Source organism: Enterobacter cloacae complex sp. CDL013 (genome assembly GCF_049238805.1).
Lineage (GTDB): Bacteria > Pseudomonadota > Gammaproteobacteria > Enterobacterales > Enterobacteriaceae > Enterobacter > Enterobacter hormaechei_C.
Genome location: NZ_JBMKGT010000007.1, coordinates 111634 through 131325, shown reverse-complemented (window position 1 = coordinate 131325; position 19692 = coordinate 111634). Strand labels below are relative to the sequence as shown.

Sequence of the window (19692 nt, the reverse complement as noted above, 5' to 3'; positions counted from 1 at the left end):
TACAGAAGGAAACACTATGGGCTCGGAACTCTCCAGACAATTAACCCAACGCTTTTTCCGCTATCTCGCCATCACCAGCCAGAGCGACCCGAAAGTCAAAACCCTGCCCTCCACCCCGGGCCAGCACGACATGGCGCGGGAGCTGGCGAAGGAGCTGGAAACGCTGGGGTTAGACGATATTGTGATTGATGAGTTCGCCACCGTTACCGCCGTGAAAAAAGGCAATATTCCCGGCGCGCCGCGTATTGGTTTTATTACCCATATCGACACCGTCGACGTCGGTTTATCCCCGGATATTCATCCACAAATATTAACCTTTACGGGGGATGATCTCTGCCTGAATAAAGAGAAAGATATTTGGCTGCGCGTAAAAGAGCACCCGGAAATTCTGGCTTATCCTGATGAGGAGATTATTTTCAGCGACGGAACCAGCGTATTAGGCGCAGATAATAAAGCGGCCGTCACCGTGGTCATGACGGTGCTGGAAAACCTCACCGCTGAGCACAACCATGGCGATATTGTGGTGGCGTTTGTGCCCGATGAAGAGATTGGCCTGTGCGGCGCGAAAGCACTGGATTTAAAGCGCTTCGACGTCTATTTTGCCTGGACCATCGACTGCTGCGAGCTGGGCGAAATTGTTTACGAGAACTTTAACGCGGCGGCGGCTGAAATTCGCTTTACCGGCGTCACGGCGCACCCGATGTCCGCCAAAGGGGTGCTGGTCAATCCGCTGCTGATGGCAACGGATTTCATCAGCCATTTCGATCGCCAGCAAACCCCGGAATGCACCGAGGGGCGCGAAGGTTATATCTGGTTTAACGGCATCCAGGCCGGGCAAAACGAAGCGGTACTGAAAGCCAACATTCGTGATTTTGACAAAGACGGTTTTGCCGCCCGCAAGCAGCGAATTGCCGATGTGGCGGCGCAAATAGCCGCGCAGCATCCCACGGCAAACGTGGAGTATCGCATTGAAGATACCTACAGCAATATCAGCAATGCGATTGGCGAAGACCGCCGCGCGATCGACCTGATGTTCGAGGCGATGGAGTCGCTCGGCATCACCCCAAAACCGATCCCCATGCGCGGTGGCACGGATGGGGCGGCCCTGTCAGCCAAAGGCCTGCTCACCCCGAACTTCTTCACCGGCGCCCATAACTTCCACTCGAAGTTTGAGTTTTTACCGCTGTCGTCGTTCGAGGCCTCCTGTCGCACTGCACTGCAACTCTGTCTGCTGGCCGCGCGTTAAGCGGGCTTGCGTGCGAGCATGGTGGCGAAGCGCAGCTTGATACGGTTCCCATTGGCATCGGTACGGTGGAGTTCCCCCACCTCTTCGTTGTACTTGATCAGCTCCCAGCCTTCGTAGTAGTTACTCAGTTCACCGGGTTTGAAGGCAAACGGGAAGCCGACGGTGCACGGATAATCCTCCGTATCCATGGCGGCAACGATCAGGTTATAGCCGCCTGGTTTAGTGCAACGCTGCATATTGGCGATAAGACCAGGGATGGTATTCGCTTCGAGGAACATCAACACGACGGTGGAAAGAATAAAGTCGTATTCGCCGTCAAAGGTCAGGTTGTTCAGATCCTTAATCGCCGTTTGCAGATTCGCGATCCCTTCCGCCGCCTTAATGCGCTCAATGTTATCGATGCTCATCGGGTTTTTATCCCACGCCGTCACGTCATGGCCATTGGCAGCGAGGTAGAGGCTGTTACGGCCATTTCCGCAACCGAGATCGAGCGTTTTTCCCGGCTTAACAATGTCCGCGCTGAGCAGCACCTCTGAGTGCGTGCGGGTCAGCCCATATTTCTCAGTAAAGTAGTTTTCATCGACAGTCATTATTTTTCCTCAGATTGCATAAGCAGTGCCTTATCAGCGCGCACCAGAAGTTTGCCCTGCATCAGCAAGATAAAAGTACGGACCAGCAGCATCGCGATGATGACGTTGGTGAAAATAAACAGGGGAACAGCGAGGGCATGAAAGAACCCTGACGGACTGCTCTGCCCAAGATGTAAACCGGTGGTCGCCAGCGCCGACACCCCGAACGAGAAGCGAGAAGCTCCAGAACGACGCGTTGAACGGCTGCGACAGATACCACGGCATCAGACGCAGCATAAACAGGAGTTGCAACAGGCCATAGCCGAAAAGCATTTTGGCGAAGGTGTCCGCTTCGCCGCCGTTGACGCTAAACCAGGCGCTACAGGCCACCAGGGCAGGCGCAAGCTGGATCCCGAGCGAGGTACGAAGGGCAGCGGGCAGTTCGCCCGCGCTGCGCAGGCGTTGCAAAATGACTGGCTCCAGGCTCAGCCAGGAAAAGACCCCGGCACCAAGGAACACCAGCCCCGCGTCGTGGAAGCCTAGCGCACCGCAGGCCATCGCGCTGATAAAATTGTTCGCTACCGTCGGCAGATACAGTCCCGGCGTCGTGGCTTCTTCCGGATGCTTGCCGCGCCACAGCCCGGCGCTTTGCCAGGCGGCATACGCAAGCTGGATCACCACGCCCACGCTAAACAACCCAAGCGCCACCGGGCGATACCACGGCACAAAGCCGATGGCCACCAGCAGCGTTGTGGCAGGAAACAGGCTGACAAAACTGCTCATTACCGGATGCCGCATCTCGGCCAGCACGCTATGTGGAAACCGTACCGCACGGGTAAGAAACGCCACGCCTAGAAGGAACCAGATCGCCACCGCCAGCGCCACCAGGATCTCGCCCGGCCAGCGCGTCACCGGCCAGATGGTGCCGGCGTAACGCCAGGCGAACCCCATGCCTATGGTCCCGAGGACCATACCGAAATACCCGGCGGGCAAGTTAAGAAAGCGTTGGTTTTGGTTATGCATTTTTTTTAAACTTTAAAATGTATTTTAAATGCCATTTTAAGGGGTTTCCTGAGCGGACGCCAGCACTTCGAAAAACCAAAACTTTGCTACGTTTATTGAAAGGCTTTTCAGGGATAACACGATGACAAAATATCGGCTTAGCAATGAAACGCGTCTCTGGCGCTGGCAGGACGGATCAACACCGTGCACAACGCCTCTCAGACAAATTATTGCCGTGAAGGATTTTAACGATGTGACCAGCGGGACTAAAGGCGGTTGGGTTGAGGATGAACACGCGCTCGCCCAGGACGGGGATTGCTGGGTTTACGATGAAAACAGCGTGGTGTTTGCCGGGGCCAGGATATCCGGTAACGCCCGCCTCACCCAACCCTGCATCGTAAGCCACCGCGCACACGTTGGCGGCAACGGCTGGCTTGACGCGGCTGAGGTGAGTCACGGCGCGGTAATAAGTGACAACGTCACCATTCAGCACTCCACCGTACGCGGGGAATGTCGTATCGCGGGTGACGCGCGGGTGCTGCATAACAGCCTGGTGATTGCAGCCAAAGGGCTGACACCCGACCGTGAGCAGATCCTGCAAATTTATGACCGAGCCACGGTCAGCCAGTCGCGTATTGTGCATCAGGCGCAAATCTACGGCGATGCCATGGTGACCTGGGCCTTTGTTGAGCACCGTGCCGAGGTGTTCGAACGCGCCATTCTTGAGGGCAACGCGCTGAATAACGTCTGGGTGTGCGACTGCGCCAAAGTGTACGGCAACGCCCGTTTGCTGGCCGGTCTGGAGGATGATGCCATCCCGACCGTGCGGTACAGTTCACAGGTCGCGGAAAACGCCCTCGTAGAAGGCAACTGCGTCATTAAACACCACGTATTAATAGGCGGCGAGGCGTGGTTACGCGGCGGGCCGATCCTGATTGATGACAAAGTAGCTATTCAGGGGCGGGCGCGTATCAGCGGCGATGTCCTGATCGAGCATCAGGTGGAAATAACGGACGATGCGGTTATCGAGGCGCTGGAGGGTGAAAGCATTCACGTCCGGGGAGCCAAAGTGATCAACGGCGACACGCGGATCACCCGGACGCCGCTGCTGGGGGCGCTATAGCGGGAAGATTCTGGCGTAGAGGTTCACGTCATCGTAACGCCCGTTGAGCATCTCCGCTTCCCGCAAACAACCTTCCAGCGTGAAACCGTTGCGCTGCGCCACCCGGTTACTGCACTGGTTATCCACGCGACACTTGATCACAAAGCGGCGGATCTCGCCGCGCTCAACGTAATAGCGCATAAACGTCTGGAGCGCCTGAGAAAGAATACCCTGCCCCTGATGCGCCTCGTCAAGCCAGTAGCCAATGTACCCGGTCTTATTCGCAGGCTCGATCGCGTTGAAGGACAGCACGCCCACCAGCTCGTCCTTCATGAAAATCAGGAACATTTTGGCGTAACCGCGCTGGTGCAGCATCTGGTTGCTCTGCACGTTGCGGCGCGTGTCCTCTTCGCTGCCGACATGCTGTGCCCAGTCGAAGGCGGTTTGCAGCCAGGTTTTGTTTTTGATTACGAGGTTATGCAGATCGGTGGTATAGCGCTCGTCGACGGCGCGAAGCTCGATTTCCTGGGTTACGGGGATGATTTCTGAAGACATAGTGCCTCTTAATTGCCGGGTGGCGCTAACGCTTACCCGGCCTACAAATGCGTCCGGAGCAGGCCGGGTAAGGCGAAGCCGCCACCCGGCACAAACCCATAAGGACTAGCGCATGATCCGGTCGTCAACGTAGTTACGTTTGTCCGGCGCGGGCGGGAAGTACTGATACAGCCAGGTCTCGCTGATGGCATCGCCCTGACAGCGCAGGAACAGGCGCATATCCACCGGCTCGGTGGAGTCAGAGGTTGGATACCAGTCAAACAGAATGCGATACCCGTCGAACGGTTCGACATAGAGTATCTCCACCTGCTTCGCTTCACCGCTGGACAGGGTGATCACCGGCTCAATGCCCTTCGGTGCGGCGGCCTTCAGATCGCCCCCGACGAAGTCAATGGCAAAGCGACGGGCCCACACTTTCGGGTAATTTTCACCCGGCGCCCAGCCCTCCGGGAAGCCGCCCATACCGGTACGGGTGGCGTAGACGTTTGCCAGCGGGGAACGCACCGGCGGCTGCGCGCTCCAGTAGAGACGGTATTTGAAGTCCAGCTCATCACCCGCCTGCACCGGTTTCTCCGGCTGCCAGAAGCAGACCACGTTATCGAGCGTCTCGCCGGTTGTCGGGATCTCCATCAGGGCAATGGAACCTTTCCCCCAGTTGTTGCGCGGCTCGACCCACAGGCTTGGTCGCTTGTTATACCAGCCCATGACGTCCTGGTAATGAGAGAAGTCACGGTCAAGCTGCAACAAACCAAAGCCTTTCGGGTTTTTATCCAGGTAGGCGTTAAATTGCAGCTTTTGCGGGTTGTTCAGCGGCCGGCAGATCCACTCCCCGTTACCGCGCCACATCGCCAGGCGGTCTGAATCGTGGATCTGCGGATGAATGGTGTCGCACATGCGGCGTTCGTTGTTGCCGCAGCTAAACATGCTGGTCATTGGCGCGATGCCGAGCTGCTTGATGTCTTTGCGCGCATAGAGATGGTTTTCGACGTCCATGATCACCTGACTCTTCTCACAGTGGATCACAAACTTATAGGCACCGGTAATGCTCGGGCTGTCCAGCAGCGCATAGACGGTAAAGGTGGTATCACCCGGCTTAACGGTTTCAAACCAGAAGGAGGTGAAATCCGGGAACTCTTCCGGGGTGTCGGTAAAGGTATCCACCGCCAGCCCGCGCGCGGAAAGGCCGTACTGGTAGGTATCATCCACTGCGCGGAAGTAGCTCGCGCCCAGGAACGAAACGATATCGCGTCGCGCCAGTTCCGGCGCTTTAAAGACGCGGAATCCGGCGAAGCCGAGGTCACTCTGCCCTTCAAGCTGTTTGGTATCCACGCCCGTATCGCCATAGCTGAACAGCTCAGGCCGGAAGTGGATCTCACGCGCCTGAGAGGTGGTTTGATCCAGCGAGAACATGCGCACGCGGCGGCGGAATCCCATCCCCATATGGAAGAACTGGGCGTCCAGCTGACGGCCTTCAATGTTATTCCACAGCGACTGCTTCTCATCGTAACGGATGGCGTTGTACGCCTGCGGCGTCATGGTGGCCAGCGTTTCCGGCAGCGGACGCGGCGCACCGCCCCACGCGGTTTTCGCCAGATCGTGCGCCATGGATTGCAGAACAGAGAAGTCAAAGCGACGGCTCTGACCGTCGGCAATGTCGGAGTCAGCAGCATACGCCGCCTGGGAAAACAGAGAAGCAAGGCCAGAAGTGCCGCTCAGGGCAGCCATTGCCAGGGAACCTTTGAGAAAACGTCTGCGATTCATGCCTGAGAAAACGTCCTTATGGTCGTGTGAATGAGTTTCGCGCGCAGCGAAATGACGGCAAGAAAGAACGCACAGCCTAAACAAAAACGGTTAAGAATCCAATTGTTGGCGGGTGATTATCTGAACAAACCGAGAAATATTTTCTGTCGACCAGAACGGCCTGAAAAAGGGGTAAAGTTATGTATAAAAATGCCCCGGCTGGACATCGACAGCCGGGACCAACGAGGCGGTTATTTTACGCTGACATCGATACCCGGGAAGTACTTATCAGCCAGTTTAGCGATCGTGCCGTCGGCACGTACTTTATCAATTGCGGCATCAAGCTGCTTTTTGGTGGCCTCATCCCCCTTACGCAGCCCAAAGCCGATCCCACTGCCGAGGATGGTGTCGTCCGACACCGGTTTGCCGATAAAGCCAAACCCTTTACCCTGCGGCTTACTGAGGAAACCTGCCTGCCCGGCCGCTGACATGACCAGCGAGGCATCGATGCGGCCATTCAGCAGATCTCCCCAGGCCATATTCTGATCTTTATAAGACACCACGGTGACACCGTGCTTTTCCCAGTGCTCTTTGGCGTAAGTTTCCTGAATTGAACCCTGGAGAACGCCGATGGTTTTGCCCTTCAGCCCTTCGGGGGTAGCCTCTACCGCAGAACCGGCTTTGCCCACCAGCTGGGAGGGAATGCGATAGATGGGCTGGGTGAAATCAATGCTTTTGCGACGCTGCTCGGTGATGTTCATCGCCGAGTTTATGGCGTCGAACTTTTTCGCCACCAGACCGGGGATCAGCGCATCAAACGAGGTTTCAACCCAGCTGCACTTCAGCGCGGCGGCTTTACAGATGGCATTTCCCAGCTCTACATCAAACCCTTCCAGCTCCCCTGACGCATTGCGGCTTTCAAACGGTGGATATTCCGCTTCCAGCCCGTATCGCAACTCGGTGGCGGCAAACGACGAGAATGAACACAACAGTCCCATGCCGACAACTAACGCGCGTAATTTCATCTCAAATTCCTTAACGTGGTGTAACCCGACAAAGGGCCTGGGCACCTGCCCGTAACGTCGCCTCATCTTTCGCAAAAGAGAGACGGATTAACTTATTGTCCGTGCCATCGGCATAAAACGCCGACAGCGGAATGGTGGCAACCCCGTACTCGACAATCAGCCTTTTCACCATCTCGCTGTCGCGCTCGTCGCTAAAGCCGCTGTAATCCGCCAGCAGGAAGAACGAACCGGCACTTGGTAGCAGCCTGAACGGTGAGTCGGCGAGCAAACTTTGCAGCAGATCGCGCTTGCGCTGATAAAACGCCGCCAGCGACAGCCAGGTTTGCGGATCGGTCATGTGTTCGGCAAACGCGTACTGCATCGGCGTATCGGCCGAGAACATTAAAAATTGATGGACTTTACATATCTCATCCATCAGTTCCGCGGGTGCCACACAATAACCCACGCGCCAGCCGGTGACGTGATAGGTTTTTCCGAAAGAAGAAATAATCACGCTGCGCTCCGCCAGCTGCGGGTGCGTCGCCATTCCGTGGTGCGGTTCGCCATCAAAAACGACGTGCTCGTACACTTCGTCAGACAAAATGATGATGTCGGTGTGGCGCGTCAGCGCTGCCAGCTGGTGCAGATCGGCGGCTGAAAACACCTGTCCGCTCGGGTTGTGCGGCGTATTGACGATGATCATCCGCGTGCGTGGGGTTATAGCCGCCCGTACTTCATCCCAGTTCACGGCAAAATACGGTACCGTCAGTTTAATGGCAATCGGCGTCGCTCCTTGCAGACGGACAATCGGCGCATAGCTGTCAAAGGAGGGCTCGAAATAGATCACCTCGTCTCCAGGATGAACCAGCCCGCTGATGGCTGAGTAAAGCCCTTCGCTGGCGCTGGCGGTCACCAGCACCTCACTCGCCGGGTCATAGTGTGTGCCATAGAGCGTGGCAATTTTGTCCGCGATGCGCTCTCTGAGCGGTTGCAGACCGGTCATGGAGGCGTACTGGTTATACCCTGCCTCCATGGCGCGGGTCACGCCGGAGATAAGTTTTGGGTCGCAGGAAAAATTCGGCGCACCCTGAGAAAGGTTGATGGCGTTATGCCGGGCTGAAAGCTGGCCGATAACGGTAAAAATGGTGGTTCCCACATCGGGCAATTTGGATCGTGTCTGCACCGGCGTTTTCAAAGTCATCCTCTGTCCCTTCTCGTGGTGAATGCATAACTATTCAAACAACAACTTCATTGTCGGGACAATCGAATTGTTGTCATAATAGCCATGACAAAAATGCATAGCTAAGGTGAGATATGTCGCGTCGTTCATTTCCGCTTAATGCCGTAGAGACGTTCATCGTGACCGCGCGTCACCTGAATCTTACCCATGCCGCGAAGGAGCTTTGTCTGACGCAGGGGGCGGTAAGCCGTAAAATCGCCTCGCTGGAAAGCTGGTTCGGCTTCCCGCTGTTCGAGCGCCATGCGCGCGGCCTGCGTCTCTCCTCACAGGGAAGCGCCCTGCTGCCGGAGCTGCAATCTGCCTTTGAGCACCTGCTGAACGTTGCTGAACAGGCGCGAACGCACCAGACCGTAATCCGTCTGAAAGCGCCTACCTGCGCGATGCGCTGGCTGGTGCCGCGTCTGCTACAGGTGGAGCGCGAACAGCCGGAACTCCAGATTGCGCTGACCACCACCACCGATCACAACGTCAATTTCAAAACCGAATCCTGTGACGCGGCGATTGTGTTTGGGACGCACATGAGCGCCGGCGATCTGCTGTTCGAAGAGGCCTTAACCCCGGTGATGAGCCCGCTACGGGCCGGCTCTGCGCTGGAAGCACTCACCTTCCTTCACCCCACGCGGGACAAAACGGACTGGACGCTGTGGCTGGCGAAACAGCCGGGTCCGCCGCCAGCTATGCTCAAAAATCAACACTTCGAAACCATGGATCTCGCCATTACCGCCGCCATTCAGGGGCTGGGCATCGCCATCGCGGATGAAACGCTGGTGGAGGAGGACGTGCGCGCCGGACGGCTGATGCGCCCGTTTGACACAAGCATAAAAACGGGGGCGAGCTACCGGCTGGTATTACGCGACGCACCCGGCCCTGAAAACGGGCTGGATGCGTTTCGCGCCTGTCTGCTCAGTCGAGGCTGACGTGGTGTTTCATCACCCGTTTGAAGAGGCTCATACGCGCACGCATGAAGCGGTTTTCAAGCCGAAAACCTGCATGTTTATTCACACCAATACGTAACAGCACGTCCCGCCCTTTCCGGCAGGCGGGCCAGCGCGTGGGCCCTGCCAGGCTATCGCGTGCCCCCGCATCCCGGGCGAAGCTCACCCAGTAGTCCGCCACCTGAGCGGCGAAGGCCAGATCGCGTTCATTCACATACTGCCGCGAAGGTTCCACCTGTCCAAGGGTATCGAAGACGTAGGGCACTTCGTTGCCGTGCCAGGCGCCGTTGATGTACGTCGCGTGCTCCGCTTCGGCCACATAATCAAACCAGTATCGCCAGCACAGGCCGCCCGCCCGCTGCTGGGCCTGCATTACCACGTATCCCATGGTGGTGAAGGCCATGTCGCGGCATACCTGCCTGCCAAGTTCCTCATCGCCCTTCACGCCAGGATAAAGCAGCTTTATCAGCCCCAGGCCAAAGCGCCGCTCACGGCGGAGCTTCTGGATCTGCCCGGCCAGATCGACCCCGAATACCGACATCACGCTGGCTTCGTCGCTGTTCGACCCAATCATCACCGGTACAGGATGCTGGCGGGCCGCGAAGAAAACGTCGAGCATGGCCTCAGGCAAAACGCAATCCCCCACGATGGGCGCAGGGGCGATATTCAACGGCGAGGTCAGCGGCCAGAACGCCTCAGGCGGGATCGCGCGAAGCTGTTCCGCGGTAGCATTGTGCAGGCCGAAATGGGCGGCAATCGCTTCGCCTTTATGCATGGCCTGCTCGCGCGGGGTGTCGGGCAGCGTGTACCCGCTTTGCACAATGGCTTTATGGAACAGTCCTCCCGCAAGCGGGGAAGCCATCAGCGACAGCACGCTGCGCGCACCGGCCGACTCGCCAAATACGGTGATGTTCTCAGGATCGCCGCCGAACGCGGCAATGTTATCGCGCACCCATTCCAGGGCCTGGATCTGATCGAGCAGTGCAAAGTTATGCACCACGCGCTCTTCCTCCCCCTCCAGCGCCGGATGAGCAAAAAAGCCGAGGTGGCCGAGACGGTAATTGATCGTCACCACCACCGTGCCACGCTTCGCCAGCGCCCTGCCGTTATACGGAGGCAGCCCGCCAGCGCCGAGGGTAAATCCTCCGCCGTGCAGCCAGACCATCACCGGAAGCGGAGCGGCGCGAGCCACTGGCGACCAGACGTTAAGGTACAGGCAGTCTTCAGAGAACTGGCCGGGGTCGCCGCCGCCCAGCTCCTGACAGCTTTCGCTGCTCTGCCAGCTGGAGGCGGAGAACGCCGTCGCCGGACGCACGCCATCCCAGCGTGCAGGGGGACGCGGGGAGCGCCAGCGCCACGGGCCAACAGGGGGTGCCGCATAGGGAATGCCACACCACACATGGGTATCGCCTTCAGTAAAACCAATCAGTGCGCCCTGGCGCGTTTCAACCACAGGGGCGGAGGGATTTTCCATACCAACCTTCTTTTTCCATCACACCCTCGCAGAGTAACGGTTTCAGAGCAAACCGCAACGCTGTTTGCTGCGCGCTTCCGCCTCCTCGTAAAGCGAAAACTCGTCGTACACCGCACAGCCGAGCGCGGCTTCGAAGGCATTGCGGCTGGCATTGCCGTGGCTGCGCGCCTGCGTTTCATTGCCAAGATTCGACTGGAAGATCCCCGCCGCGCTGACGGGCAGAAAATCCTCGTAGGTGATGGGCTGTGCCACAACCCAGCCGCGCTCGATCAGCGGCTGCGGATCGTCGCCGGGACGAAAAGCGTGGCGATGCGCCTCACCTGTCGGGGTCAGACGGTAGCGGAAATAAGCCAGCCCCTGACGGCGCAGGAACATTTCACTGTCCGGGAAGGCGCTGAAGATCTCGCGCAGGTGAAGCTGGTGGGTCAGGTTGTCTTTGCCGGTCCCGGCCTGGTTTAACAGGCTGTCGTACAGCTCGCGCCCTTTCGGCGTAAGCGCCACGCCGCGCTGCTCAATCTCACCGAAACGCGCGGTATGGGTGCCCTTGTGTTCCCCCGCGAACAGCACCGGCTCCTCCAGCGCCTTAAAGCTGGTCTGACGCAGGAGGATCGGCACCTCGCGGCGCGGCGGGCCTTCAATCAGGATTTTCGGCTCGATGCCGTACTTCGGCATTAGCTCCTGCACCCGGTCGATATCCAGCGTGCGCGGCGTGAGATGGTTGATGTGGCACCCCGGGAAACAGACCACGTCGGCAATCAGGCGATGTTCGTTGCTCAGCGCCAGATAGGTTTCCTGATCGACCGTCGCATGGCGATGCCAGCGGAAGGTTTCTAAGGCTTCCTGCACAAATTCGCGCGCCTGTGCCTCGGTAAAGTGTCCCTGCGCATCATGCAGGTCGATCAGTTCCAGACAGCGCGGCGTAAAGATGTTGCGCCGGGAGAGGATCTCCGCCGCCCTTTCGCGCAGCGCAACGTTTTCAATCAGCTCCAGGCGCAGCAGCGAGGTAAAAATGCGAAACGGATTACGGCAGAGCGCCGCATCGTCTGTCGGACGAAACGCCGTCGAGTGGACGGGCACGCCCGCCTGGGAGAGATCGTAGTAGCTGACCGGGTACATGCCCATAATGGCGAAGATCCGGCGCAGGGTGGAAAGCTCCTGCGCGGTGCCAACGCGGATCGCACCGTGACGTTCAACATTCAGGCGCGCCAGTTCGTCTGCGTTCGCCAGTTGTTCATGTAAAAGTGGGTTATTTTCCAGAACCGCCAGGTTAACGTCCGCCACCAGTTCCAGCAAGGTGCCGTACTGCGGAACTTCCTGCTGGTACATCGCCGACATAGCCTGCGAAAAGTGTTCCCGAATATCATCAGCCGTGATGGTGTTCGCCATGATGTCATGCCTCCAGTGAATACTACCTGGAGTGTAGAGAAGCCCGTTCCTTTCGTTGGGAAGAATTTACGAATTGTGATCCAGGCAGACGAGTGGTCAAAGCGTGGGCATTTTCGAAAAACGGTTGTAACTCAAACAGATCAAATGTTAAAAATATTTTGCTATCAGGTTATCAAATTCAAACATCTTAACTTGTCACCCGCGTCGCTCTGTTTTTAACATCGCCTATGGAAAAAAATGGTCTGTTCAGTCAGCGCATACGCTTGCGCCATTTGCATACTTTTGTGGCCGTCGCTCAACAGGGAACGCTGGGGCGAGCGGCTGAAACCCTTAACCTCAGTCAGCCTGCACTCTCCAAAACGCTGAACGAACTGGAACAGCTTACCGGAACCCGCCTGTTCGATCGCGGCCGTCTGGGGGCTCAGCTTACGCTCGTGGGCGAACAGTTCCTGACGCATGCCGTTAAAGTTCTCGATGCCCTCAATACCGCCGGTCAGGCGTTAAACCGTAAAGAGGAGCCGGCCAGCGACATCGTGCGCGTGGGCGCGCTGCCAACGGCGGCGCTGGGCATACTGCCTGCGGCGATCGGCCAGTTCCACCGTCAGCAAAAGCACGCCACGCTTCAGGTCGCGACCATGAATAACACCATGCTGCTGGCGGGCCTGAAGTCAGGCGAGCTGGATCTGGGCATTGGGCGGATGTCCGATCCGGAACTGATGAGCGGCCTGAACTACGAGCTGCTGTTCCTGGAATCGCTGAAGCTGGTCGTGCGTCCGAATCATCCTCTGTTGCAGGACACCGTGACCCTGAGCCGTGTGATGGAGTGGCCGGTGGTGGTCTCACCAAAAGGAACCGTTCCGCGTCAGAATGCGGAAGCGTTGCTGCAAATGCAGGGCTGCACGCTGCCTTCCGGGTGTATTGAAACGCTCTCGGCGTCGCTGTCGCGCCAGCTTACGGTGGATTATGACTACGTATGGTTTGTGCCGTCCGGCGCGGTGAAGGACGATCTGCGACGCGGCGTGCTTACGGCGCTGCCGGTAACATCGCCCGGCGCGGGAGAACCGATTGGGATCCTGACGCGGGTAGATGCCCCGCTCTCTGAAGGTGCCCAAACGCTGTTAAGCGCCATTCGTAAATCAATGCCTCTCTGACCATAAACGCAGAACCCGCCGCGAGGGCGGGTCTGTCTTACTCAGAACGTTTCCCAGTTATCACCTGAGACGACCGCCGCCGGGGTTAAAGGCGCGGGTTTCGCTGCGTTTGCAGCGGCTGTAGTCCGTCCTGCGTGCGCCCCGTTGAGACGAAACGCGCCAACGGCTTCCGTCAGACGTGCGCCCTGCTCCTCCAGCGAAGCCGCTGCCGCAGAAGCTTCTTCCACCAGCGAGGCATTCTGCTGCGTCACCTTATCCATCTCGGAAATCGCCTGGCTCACCTGAACGATGCCGCGGCTCTGCTCATCGGACGCCGCTGCAATCTCCAGCATGATATCGGTGACGCGTTTAACCGCCTCGACGATTTCATTCATGGTATTGCCCGCTGCAACCACCTCCCCGGAACCCTGATCGATAAGCGACACCGATTCATTAATCAGGCTTTCAATCTCTTTCGCCGCGTTTGCGCTGCGGCTTGCCAGGGTGCGAACTTCACTCGCCACGACCGCAAAGCCGCGTCCCTGTTCACCCGCACGCGCCGCCTCGACCGCCGCGTTGAGCGCCAGAATATTGGTCTGGAACGCGATGCTGTTAATCACGGCGGTAATTTCAGAGATCTTCTTCGAGCTGGTGGAAATATTACCCATTGTTTTCACCACGCCGGAGACCATCTGCCCCCCGCGGCTGGCCTTCCCGGAGGCATCTTCTGCCAGTTTACTTGCATGATGCGCGTTATCGGCGTTCTGTTTCACCGTCGCGGTGAGCTGCTCCATGCTGGCCGCCGTCTGTTCAATCGCCGCCGCCTGCTGCTCAGTACGGGAAGAGAGATCGGTGTTACCCGCGGAGATCTCGCTCGTTCCCCGGTAGATCTCCTCCGCCCCTTGCCGCACGGTGCCTACGGTGGTCACCAGCGCGTGCTGCATCGTTTGCAGATCGCGCGTAAGGCGGCCAATTTCACTGCGCCCGGTCGGTTCGTCCGGCATGGTCAAATCGCCTTTCGCGATATTTTCGATACGCGTAGCGGCTCGCTGGAGCGGGTTTATCACCGTACGGCGCAGCACCACAAAAGTGATCACCGCCAGCGCCAGCGCCAGGCCAAACGCGCCGAACATAAACATCAGCCCCAGCCGGGTGCGGGTGTGAGCCTGCGCCGTCAGCGCATTGGCGCGTTCGGTGCGGATTTTTATCGCCTTCAGCAGCACCGCGTTATAGGCATCGTCCAGCGGACGCGCGGTCTCATTTTCGTGGTTAATAATGGCTTCAAACATGCCGTTTTTGGCATATTTCAGCATCGGCTGCATACCGGCGATGTAGGCGTCATAGCGGGCTTTCAGATCGCCGTCCAGCGCTTCATCAGCCGGTGTGCGAATAGTGCGCTTCATATAGGCGGCAAATCCATCCTGCGACTGCCTGATGCGGGTCTCAGCCTCAGCGATGTTTTGTTTCATCGCCTCCATCTCCGCGATACGGCTCGCCGCCCCCGCGTGGATCATGTTGATACGGGCGGTGCGTAAATGGTTGGAACTGTTTGACAGCCCGGTGCGCACCTGGATTTCTGCCGTGACATCCTGCTGATCGTTATCGGCCTGGAGCAGGAAATAGCCTGCCAGACCCGAGCTCAATGCAAACAGGAGAATAATGCCACCGAGAATGGAGGAAAACAGCGGAACCAGCCGGATGTGATGCAAGAAACTCAGCTTATGCTGCGCCTGCATCGATGTTGTGTTGTCCATGACCGTCGACTCTCTTATAGGTAAGATGCGTAAAAACACGCCTGTAAAAGAGTCATCGGCACGCCAGGGAATTAGATTACGGTTAAAAGCGCCAGACAGGTCACACTTTAGAAAAGATCAGGGAAGAAATGCCAGCGGAAAAAACCGCTGGCAGAATAATCAGTTGTCGCCGAAATGGATAACGGTACGAATAGATTTTCCTTCGTGCATCAGATCGAAGGCTTCGTTGATCTGCTCCAGCGGCAGGCGGTGCGTAATGAACGGGTCGAGCTGAATTTTACCGACCATCGCATCTTCAACCATGCCCGGCAGCTGGGTACGGCCTTTCACGCCGCCAAATGCCGACCCGCGCCATACGCGCCCTGTCACCAGCTGGAAGGGACGGGTTTTGATCTCCTGACCCGCGCCAGCCACACCGATAATGATGCTCTCGCCCCAGCCTTTGTGGCAGCACTCAAGCGCTGAGCGCATCACATCGACGTTGCCGATACATTCGAAGCTGAAGTCCACGCCGCCGTCGGTCAGCTCAACGATCACCTCCTGAACCGGTTTGTCGTAGTCTTTCGGGTTGATGAAATCGGTCGCGCCCATCTCACCTGCGAGCTTAAATTTTTCCGGGTTGGTATCCACAGCAATGATGCGGCCAGCTTTCGCCTGTACCGCGCCCTGGATGACTGCCAGACCGATCCCGCCGAGGCCGAACACCGCCACGGTGTCACCCTCTTTCACTTTCGCCGTGTTATGCACCGCGCCGATACCGGTGGTGACACCGCAGCCGAGCAGACAGACTTTATCCAGCGGGGCCTGCGGATTCACTTTCGCCAGTGAGATCTCGGCGCACACCGTGTATTCGCTGAAGGTGCTGGTCCCCATGTAGTGATAAATGGGCTCGCCGTTATAGGAGAAACGGGTGGTGCCGTCCGGCATAAGGCCTTTACCCTGCGTGGCGCGCACGGCCTGGCAGAGGTTAGTTTTGCCGGATTTGCAGAACTTACACTCACCGCACTCTGCGGTGTAGAGCGGGATCACATGGTCGCCGGGCTTCAGGCTGGTGACGCCTTCACCCACTTCCACCACCACACCGCCCCCTTCGTGGCCGAGCACCGCAGGGAATACGCCTTCCGGATCGTCACCGGACAGGGTAAACGCATCGGTATGGCAAACGCCGGTGTGGGTAATTTTGATCAGCACTTCGCCTTTCTTCGGCGGAGCAACATCAATTTCAACGATTTTCAGCGGCTGGCCTGGGCCGAACGCGACAGCTGCGCGAGATTTCATGATGTCTTTCCCTTGTTGTGAGGTGTGTGGATTTATTTTAGATAAGAGCGCAGTAAATGGCCGACTTCCGCCATCCGCACAGCCCGCTGATCCGGGGTGGTCTCCCCCGTCACCAGCTCATCTTTGAGGTGAATTTCAACCATTTCCCCCATCAGGCCATTGGCAGCGCCGCGCACGGCGGCGATTTGCTGCAAAATGGCGAGACAGGGATCGCCCGATTCCAGGGCGCGTTCAAGGGCATCAACCTGGCCCCGAATGCGGCGGACGCGGGTCAGAATACGTTTTTTATCTTCGGGTGAATGCGGCATACGCCCTCCTGATACTATAGGGGGGTATTGTATCCTTCATGGGAAGTTAATGTAAACATTAAGTTTTATGAGGGTATCAGGTATCATGTAATTTATAGTGTGTATCTTTTCTTGACTCGAACATCTGAACTAAGCTATGACACATTCTGTAAAAACATAGTTGTAATAAATACCGTCGTATCCGCATTTTTGAAGGTTTCTGCATTCACGCAAATTCCCGTCCCCACCAAAGACTGTAGGTTTCTTAAGAATACAATGAGGAATAGACTAATAGGCGATAGTTAACATTTTTAAATGTCAAATGCTTTTTATGAATGAAAACTTTTATTAAGGGCTTTTAATGAGCATTTTCTTAAGACGAAGTATATATGCATTATGCAAAGATAGTTTATTTTTCTTTCTTCTTAGTTTGGTTGTATTGATACCTTTCAATTTCCTTAGTGATAAATATACTCAGGAGATAGAAACTATCATTGAAGAACATATGGCCCCTCATTCTCTTGCAGCAATGCTTGTAATAGCAACGTCTATTACGTCTCTGACACTTCGATTTGTCGGCAGCATAAATGTCAAGAAAAAATATAATAAACTCATATATACACTCATTATTTTCCCTGTTATCAAAGTAGGGAAAGCGTATGCTTCTACGATGGTCGGCATGATGACAGGGTTAACCTTAATATTATCCTTCTCTGAAGGTATATCAAAAACAATAATGCCTTTATTTTTCATTGTTTGTATTTCTATGTACTGGTTTCTTTTTGAAGCGATATTGTATGTTAGTAAAAATGGCCTGCCATCAAACGTCAGTAAAAAAACAACAAATATTTTATTGCTAATAATAGTAATTATAATACCCGCAGTGTATTTCTACATTGTATGAAGTAGCTATCAATGAATTCAAAACCAGATGGCCATACCTAAAAATTGCGGCCAGTTTTAAACTCAAGTTAAGATCCGTATTGAGCAGGCAAAGGAGATCACTATAGCCTGTCTGTACAACTGCGGCCGCGGTGTTATTGGCCTTGCGGCATTTAGCACTTAAACACATGCTGGTCACCAGCTGCTGACTTAGCCACTCTTTCTTCGCCTGCCAGCTCGGGTGTGGAGAAGCGGAAATGCTGTATCTGGAATATTCGACCTGCTTCAACGAGTTCTATGTTGAGCAGCTACAGCTGTTTAACGAGCGGTTGGGGTTTACCCTTAACGTCTCTCTCAGAGATGGTGCAACCATATTTAGGGTTTACCCCCACCTCGACCAACCCTATTTAGCTCAAAATGTTAAAAATCCGCACTTATATGGCACATTGTGAACAGAAGTAACATTCTCGTCACCTAACATACTCGCTACAAACAAAATGGTGGTGTTAATGATTGTACTAAAGAGCTTTTTATTCTTCGTTGGCGCGGCGGCCGCTTGCGCACTTATTGTACTTTGTCTTTGGGTTGATATGCGGTTTGTCGGCCATGATATTCCGGAATTATCACTGACCGAAATTATGCAGGAAACGGTATTAGCGAGTATTGTCTTTCTCCATTTTCGTCTGGCGAAAATGTACGAATCCATGCGTTATTGTAATATTCTGGTGGGCGGATTTTTCCTGACAATGCTAATTCGTGAGCTGGACGCGCTTTTTGATCTCATTTCTCATGGGAGTTGGGTGTGGTTCGCGCTGATTACCGCTGTGCTGGCGTTAATTCGCCCCGTTATGCATTTTCGTGCTACCCTGGAACAGCTGGCAAAATATACCCAATCCCCCTGGTACGGTATTCTGTTGAGCGGCCTGCTGGCTGTACTGGTCTTCTCCCGCCTCTTTGGAATGCAGGTGCTGTGGCACGCCATCCTGGAGCATGGCTATATGCGTGTCGTGAAAAACGCCGTGGAGGAAGGTTCGGAATCGTTCGGTTATATGCTGTGCCTGGCCGCATCCCTTGGTTATTACGTTACCTTTCCCGCTCACGCACGACAAAAATAATCTCTTCGCACTGCGTAGAGAGACGGCGAGGGAAATAGTGATCAACAACATCCTAAGGACGTTAGGGTTGTCATGTAAGAAAGACATATCCTAAAAAGGGGCAATCAGGCGTCGATTTCAGCGAATTCTCGCTCACGCCTGAAATCAGCGTCTATCCTTAGACTATCAACAAAAGGAGGCTGGAATGTCTGATTTCGACACTGATAAAAATGCACAATACGCTGGCGATAAAGCCAAAAACAAACTTGATGAATTATCCGGCTCTGCGCAGCAGCAGTTTGGTGAATTCGTTGACTCCCCTAAACACCAGGTGAAAGGTGCAGCGAAAAAATATGCTGCCCAGGCCAGTGATGCCGTCTCGGATGTTACTGAAGCCGTCAGAAATAACCCGTTAACGGGCTTAATCGCTGCGGGTGCGGTAGGTATCGTTCTGGGACTTCTGTTGGGACGTAAATAATTTCAGGCCCTCCGGGGCCTTTTCTTTTCCCCCTCTTTCCTTCTCTTCCCCCCCCCTAATCTTGATAGTTCTCCTGATAAAAGCTCAATCCATACGAAAAAGTTGTACAATTTTGATGTACAGATTTGACCATATAGTATAAATTCGATGCCAGTGATGTTACAAAATTGTTTGTTAACGGTGGAAAATTATGCGTCGCAACCATGCTCCCTCTACAGCAGAAAGCGCTATAACCTTGTATTTTAACAAGGATAACGTCCCAACACAGCAGGAAACCCTTGGTGCCATCGTCAGTGAGATCATCAAAGAAAATGTACAACTGAGCAGAATGACAATTTGTACAAAGCTGTTGCGCAGAATTGAAGAATCCACGTCTGACGTTGAGAAAGCGCACTACAACGGTTTGATAGCCCTCTTCTTCGAGCGTTAACCTGAACACTGTTTTTTAACTTACTAAGTTAGTCATGCTGAGTGAGAATAGAGCTTCTGAATGCGATGACTAACCCCATGCTACAGCCTGCCGCGTGTAGCAGAGT

18 protein-coding genes and 1 pseudogene are annotated in these 19692 nt (G+C 55.5%); 8 read left to right on the top strand and 11 right to left on the bottom strand.

Annotated features, from left to right (window positions below):
• Window positions 1-16 precede the first annotated feature (16 nt).
• On the top strand, window positions 17-1246 hold the full coding sequence (gene pepT / locus ACOTXD_RS15725) for a peptidase T (protein WP_061856120.1): 1230 nt from the start codon (window positions 17-19) through the stop codon (window positions 1244-1246).
• Here the strand turns inward: pepT and tehB are convergent.
• Window positions 1243-1836, bottom strand: a complete 594-nt coding sequence (tehB, locus tag ACOTXD_RS15720; RefSeq protein WP_003857227.1) for a tellurite resistance methyltransferase TehB — start codon at window positions 1834-1836, stop codon at window positions 1243-1245. The two genes, pepT and tehB, sit on opposite strands and share 4 nt — an antisense overlap.
• Window positions 1836-2838, bottom strand: a pseudogene (tehA, locus tag ACOTXD_RS15715) (dicarboxylate transporter/tellurite-resistance protein TehA). Before tehA ends, tehB begins: the two are co-directional and overlap by 1 nt.
• 121 nt (window positions 2839-2959) lie before the next feature.
• Here tehA and ydcK point away from each other — a divergent pair.
• Window positions 2960-3940, top strand: coding sequence for a YdcK family protein (gene ydcK, locus ACOTXD_RS15710; protein ID WP_061856122.1), 981 nt, complete (start codon window positions 2960-2962; stop codon window positions 3938-3940).
• On the opposite strand, the gene rimL is transcribed toward ydcK, so the two are convergent.
• The 4 genes from rimL to ACOTXD_RS15690 form a co-directional block, all read right to left on the bottom strand.
• Window positions 3935-4474: a 50S ribosomal protein L7/L12-serine acetyltransferase gene (gene rimL, locus ACOTXD_RS15705; RefSeq protein ID WP_061856123.1), complete on the bottom strand. Its 540-nt coding sequence runs from the start codon at window positions 4472-4474 to the stop codon at window positions 3935-3937. The two genes, ydcK and rimL, sit on opposite strands and share 6 nt — an antisense overlap.
• Before the next feature lie 105 nt (window positions 4475-4579).
• The gene (locus tag ACOTXD_RS15700; protein ID WP_032645623.1) at window positions 4580-6235 is read right to left on the bottom strand and encodes a glucan biosynthesis protein D; all 1656 of its coding nucleotides are present in this window, start codon (window positions 6233-6235) and stop codon (window positions 4580-4582) included.
• A gap of 230 nt (window positions 6236-6465) precedes the next feature.
• A complete protein-coding gene (locus ACOTXD_RS15695; RefSeq protein WP_003857237.1) occupies window positions 6466-7239 on the bottom strand; it encodes an ABC transporter substrate-binding protein in 774 nt (257 codons plus the stop codon).
• Between the two features lie 10 nt (window positions 7240-7249).
• Window positions 7250-8419 (bottom strand): pyridoxal phosphate-dependent aminotransferase, encoded by a 1170-nt coding sequence (locus ACOTXD_RS15690; protein WP_003857239.1) that lies wholly within the window; start codon window positions 8417-8419, stop codon window positions 7250-7252.
• Between the two features lie 113 nt (window positions 8420-8532).
• Between ACOTXD_RS15690 and ACOTXD_RS15685 the strand changes: the two genes are divergently transcribed.
• Entirely contained in the window at window positions 8533-9375 is an 843-nt protein-coding gene (locus ACOTXD_RS15685) for a LysR family transcriptional regulator (protein ID WP_022651173.1), read from the top strand.
• Here ACOTXD_RS15685 and ACOTXD_RS15680 read toward each other — a convergent pair.
• Window positions 9362-10867, bottom strand: coding sequence for a carboxylesterase/lipase family protein (locus tag ACOTXD_RS15680; protein ID WP_045349905.1), 1506 nt, complete (start codon window positions 10865-10867; stop codon window positions 9362-9364). The two genes, ACOTXD_RS15685 and ACOTXD_RS15680, sit on opposite strands and share 14 nt — an antisense overlap.
• A 42-nt stretch (window positions 10868-10909) precedes the next feature.
• Window positions 10910-12253, bottom strand: a complete 1344-nt coding sequence (gene hglS / locus ACOTXD_RS15675) for a 2-oxoadipate dioxygenase/decarboxylase HglS (protein WP_003857245.1) — start codon at window positions 12251-12253, stop codon at window positions 10910-10912.
• 227 nt (window positions 12254-12480) lie between these two features.
• Between hglS and ACOTXD_RS15670 the strand changes: the two genes are divergently transcribed.
• Entirely contained in the window at window positions 12481-13404 is a 924-nt protein-coding gene (locus ACOTXD_RS15670) for a LysR substrate-binding domain-containing protein (RefSeq protein WP_003857247.1), read from the top strand.
• A 41-nt stretch (window positions 13405-13445) separates the two neighbouring features.
• Here the strand turns inward: ACOTXD_RS15670 and ACOTXD_RS15665 are convergent, their stop codons facing one another.
• The 3 genes from ACOTXD_RS15665 to ACOTXD_RS15655 form a co-directional block, all read right to left on the bottom strand.
• Window positions 13446-15137: a methyl-accepting chemotaxis protein gene (locus ACOTXD_RS15665; protein ID WP_023324628.1), complete on the bottom strand. Its 1692-nt coding sequence runs from the start codon at window positions 15135-15137 to the stop codon at window positions 13446-13448.
• A 159-nt stretch (window positions 15138-15296) separates the two neighbouring features.
• The gene (locus tag ACOTXD_RS15660) at window positions 15297-16415 is read right to left on the bottom strand and encodes an S-(hydroxymethyl)glutathione dehydrogenase/class III alcohol dehydrogenase (protein ID WP_003857251.1); all 1119 of its coding nucleotides are present in this window, start codon (window positions 16413-16415) and stop codon (window positions 15297-15299) included.
• 32 nt (window positions 16416-16447) lie between these two features.
• Complete coding sequence (locus ACOTXD_RS15655) at window positions 16448-16723, bottom strand: metal/formaldehyde-sensitive transcriptional repressor (protein ID WP_003857256.1); 276 nt, start codon at window positions 16721-16723, stop codon at window positions 16448-16450.
• 340 nt (window positions 16724-17063) lie between these two features.
• Here ACOTXD_RS15655 and ACOTXD_RS15650 point away from each other — a divergent pair, with 340 nt between their 5' ends.
• The 4 genes from ACOTXD_RS15650 (at window position 17064) to ycgZ (ending at window position 19586) form a co-directional block, all read left to right on the top strand.
• The gene (locus tag ACOTXD_RS15650; protein WP_023314121.1) at window positions 17064-17606 is read left to right on the top strand and encodes a hypothetical protein; all 543 of its coding nucleotides are present in this window, start codon (window positions 17064-17066) and stop codon (window positions 17604-17606) included.
• Between the two features lie 487 nt (window positions 17607-18093).
• The gene (locus ACOTXD_RS15645; protein ID WP_022651169.1) at window positions 18094-18699 is read left to right on the top strand and encodes a hypothetical protein; all 606 of its coding nucleotides are present in this window, start codon (window positions 18094-18096) and stop codon (window positions 18697-18699) included.
• Between the two features lie 184 nt (window positions 18700-18883).
• Window positions 18884-19156 (top strand): DUF883 family protein, encoded by a 273-nt coding sequence (locus ACOTXD_RS15640; RefSeq protein WP_003857263.1) that lies wholly within the window; start codon window positions 18884-18886, stop codon window positions 19154-19156.
• Between the two features lie 190 nt (window positions 19157-19346).
• Entirely contained in the window at window positions 19347-19586 is a 240-nt protein-coding gene (ycgZ, locus tag ACOTXD_RS15635) for a regulatory protein YcgZ (RefSeq protein ID WP_003857265.1), read from the top strand.
• The last annotated feature ends 106 nt before the right edge of the window (window positions 19587-19692 follow it).

Coding starts and splice junctions, on each gene's coding strand:
- pepT (WP_061856120.1), top strand. CDS start 17: ATGGGCTCGGAACTCTCCAGACAATTAACCCAACGCTTTTTCCGCTAT.
- tehB (WP_003857227.1), bottom strand. CDS start 1,836: ATGACTGTCGATGAAAACTACTTTACTGAGAAATATGGGCTGACCCGC.
- ydcK (WP_061856122.1), top strand. CDS start 2,960: ATGACAAAATATCGGCTTAGCAATGAAACGCGTCTCTGGCGCTGGCAG.
- rimL (WP_061856123.1), bottom strand. CDS start 4,474: ATGTCTTCAGAAATCATCCCCGTAACCCAGGAAATCGAGCTTCGCGCC.
- ACOTXD_RS15700 (WP_032645623.1), bottom strand. CDS start 6,235: ATGAATCGCAGACGTTTTCTCAAAGGTTCCCTGGCAATGGCTGCCCTG.
- ACOTXD_RS15695 (WP_003857237.1), bottom strand. CDS start 7,239: ATGAAATTACGCGCGTTAGTTGTCGGCATGGGACTGTTGTGTTCATTC.
- ACOTXD_RS15690 (WP_003857239.1), bottom strand. CDS start 8,419: ATGACTTTGAAAACGCCGGTGCAGACACGATCCAAATTGCCCGATGTG.
- ACOTXD_RS15685 (WP_022651173.1), top strand. CDS start 8,533: ATGTCGCGTCGTTCATTTCCGCTTAATGCCGTAGAGACGTTCATCGTG.
- ACOTXD_RS15680 (WP_045349905.1), bottom strand. CDS start 10,867: ATGGAAAATCCCTCCGCCCCTGTGGTTGAAACGCGCCAGGGCGCACTG.
- hglS (WP_003857245.1), bottom strand. CDS start 12,253: ATGGCGAACACCATCACGGCTGATGATATTCGGGAACACTTTTCGCAG.
- ACOTXD_RS15670 (WP_003857247.1), top strand. CDS start 12,481: ATGGAAAAAAATGGTCTGTTCAGTCAGCGCATACGCTTGCGCCATTTG.
- ACOTXD_RS15665 (WP_023324628.1), bottom strand. CDS start 15,137: ATGGACAACACAACATCGATGCAGGCGCAGCATAAGCTGAGTTTCTTG.
- ACOTXD_RS15660 (WP_003857251.1), bottom strand. CDS start 16,415: ATGAAATCTCGCGCAGCTGTCGCGTTCGGCCCAGGCCAGCCGCTGAAA.
- ACOTXD_RS15655 (WP_003857256.1), bottom strand. CDS start 16,723: ATGCCGCATTCACCCGAAGATAAAAAACGTATTCTGACCCGCGTCCGC.
- ACOTXD_RS15650 (WP_023314121.1), top strand. CDS start 17,064: ATGAGCATTTTCTTAAGACGAAGTATATATGCATTATGCAAAGATAGT.
- ACOTXD_RS15645 (WP_022651169.1), top strand. CDS start 18,094: ATGATTGTACTAAAGAGCTTTTTATTCTTCGTTGGCGCGGCGGCCGCT.
- ACOTXD_RS15640 (WP_003857263.1), top strand. CDS start 18,884: ATGTCTGATTTCGACACTGATAAAAATGCACAATACGCTGGCGATAAA.
- ycgZ (WP_003857265.1), top strand. CDS start 19,347: ATGCGTCGCAACCATGCTCCCTCTACAGCAGAAAGCGCTATAACCTTG.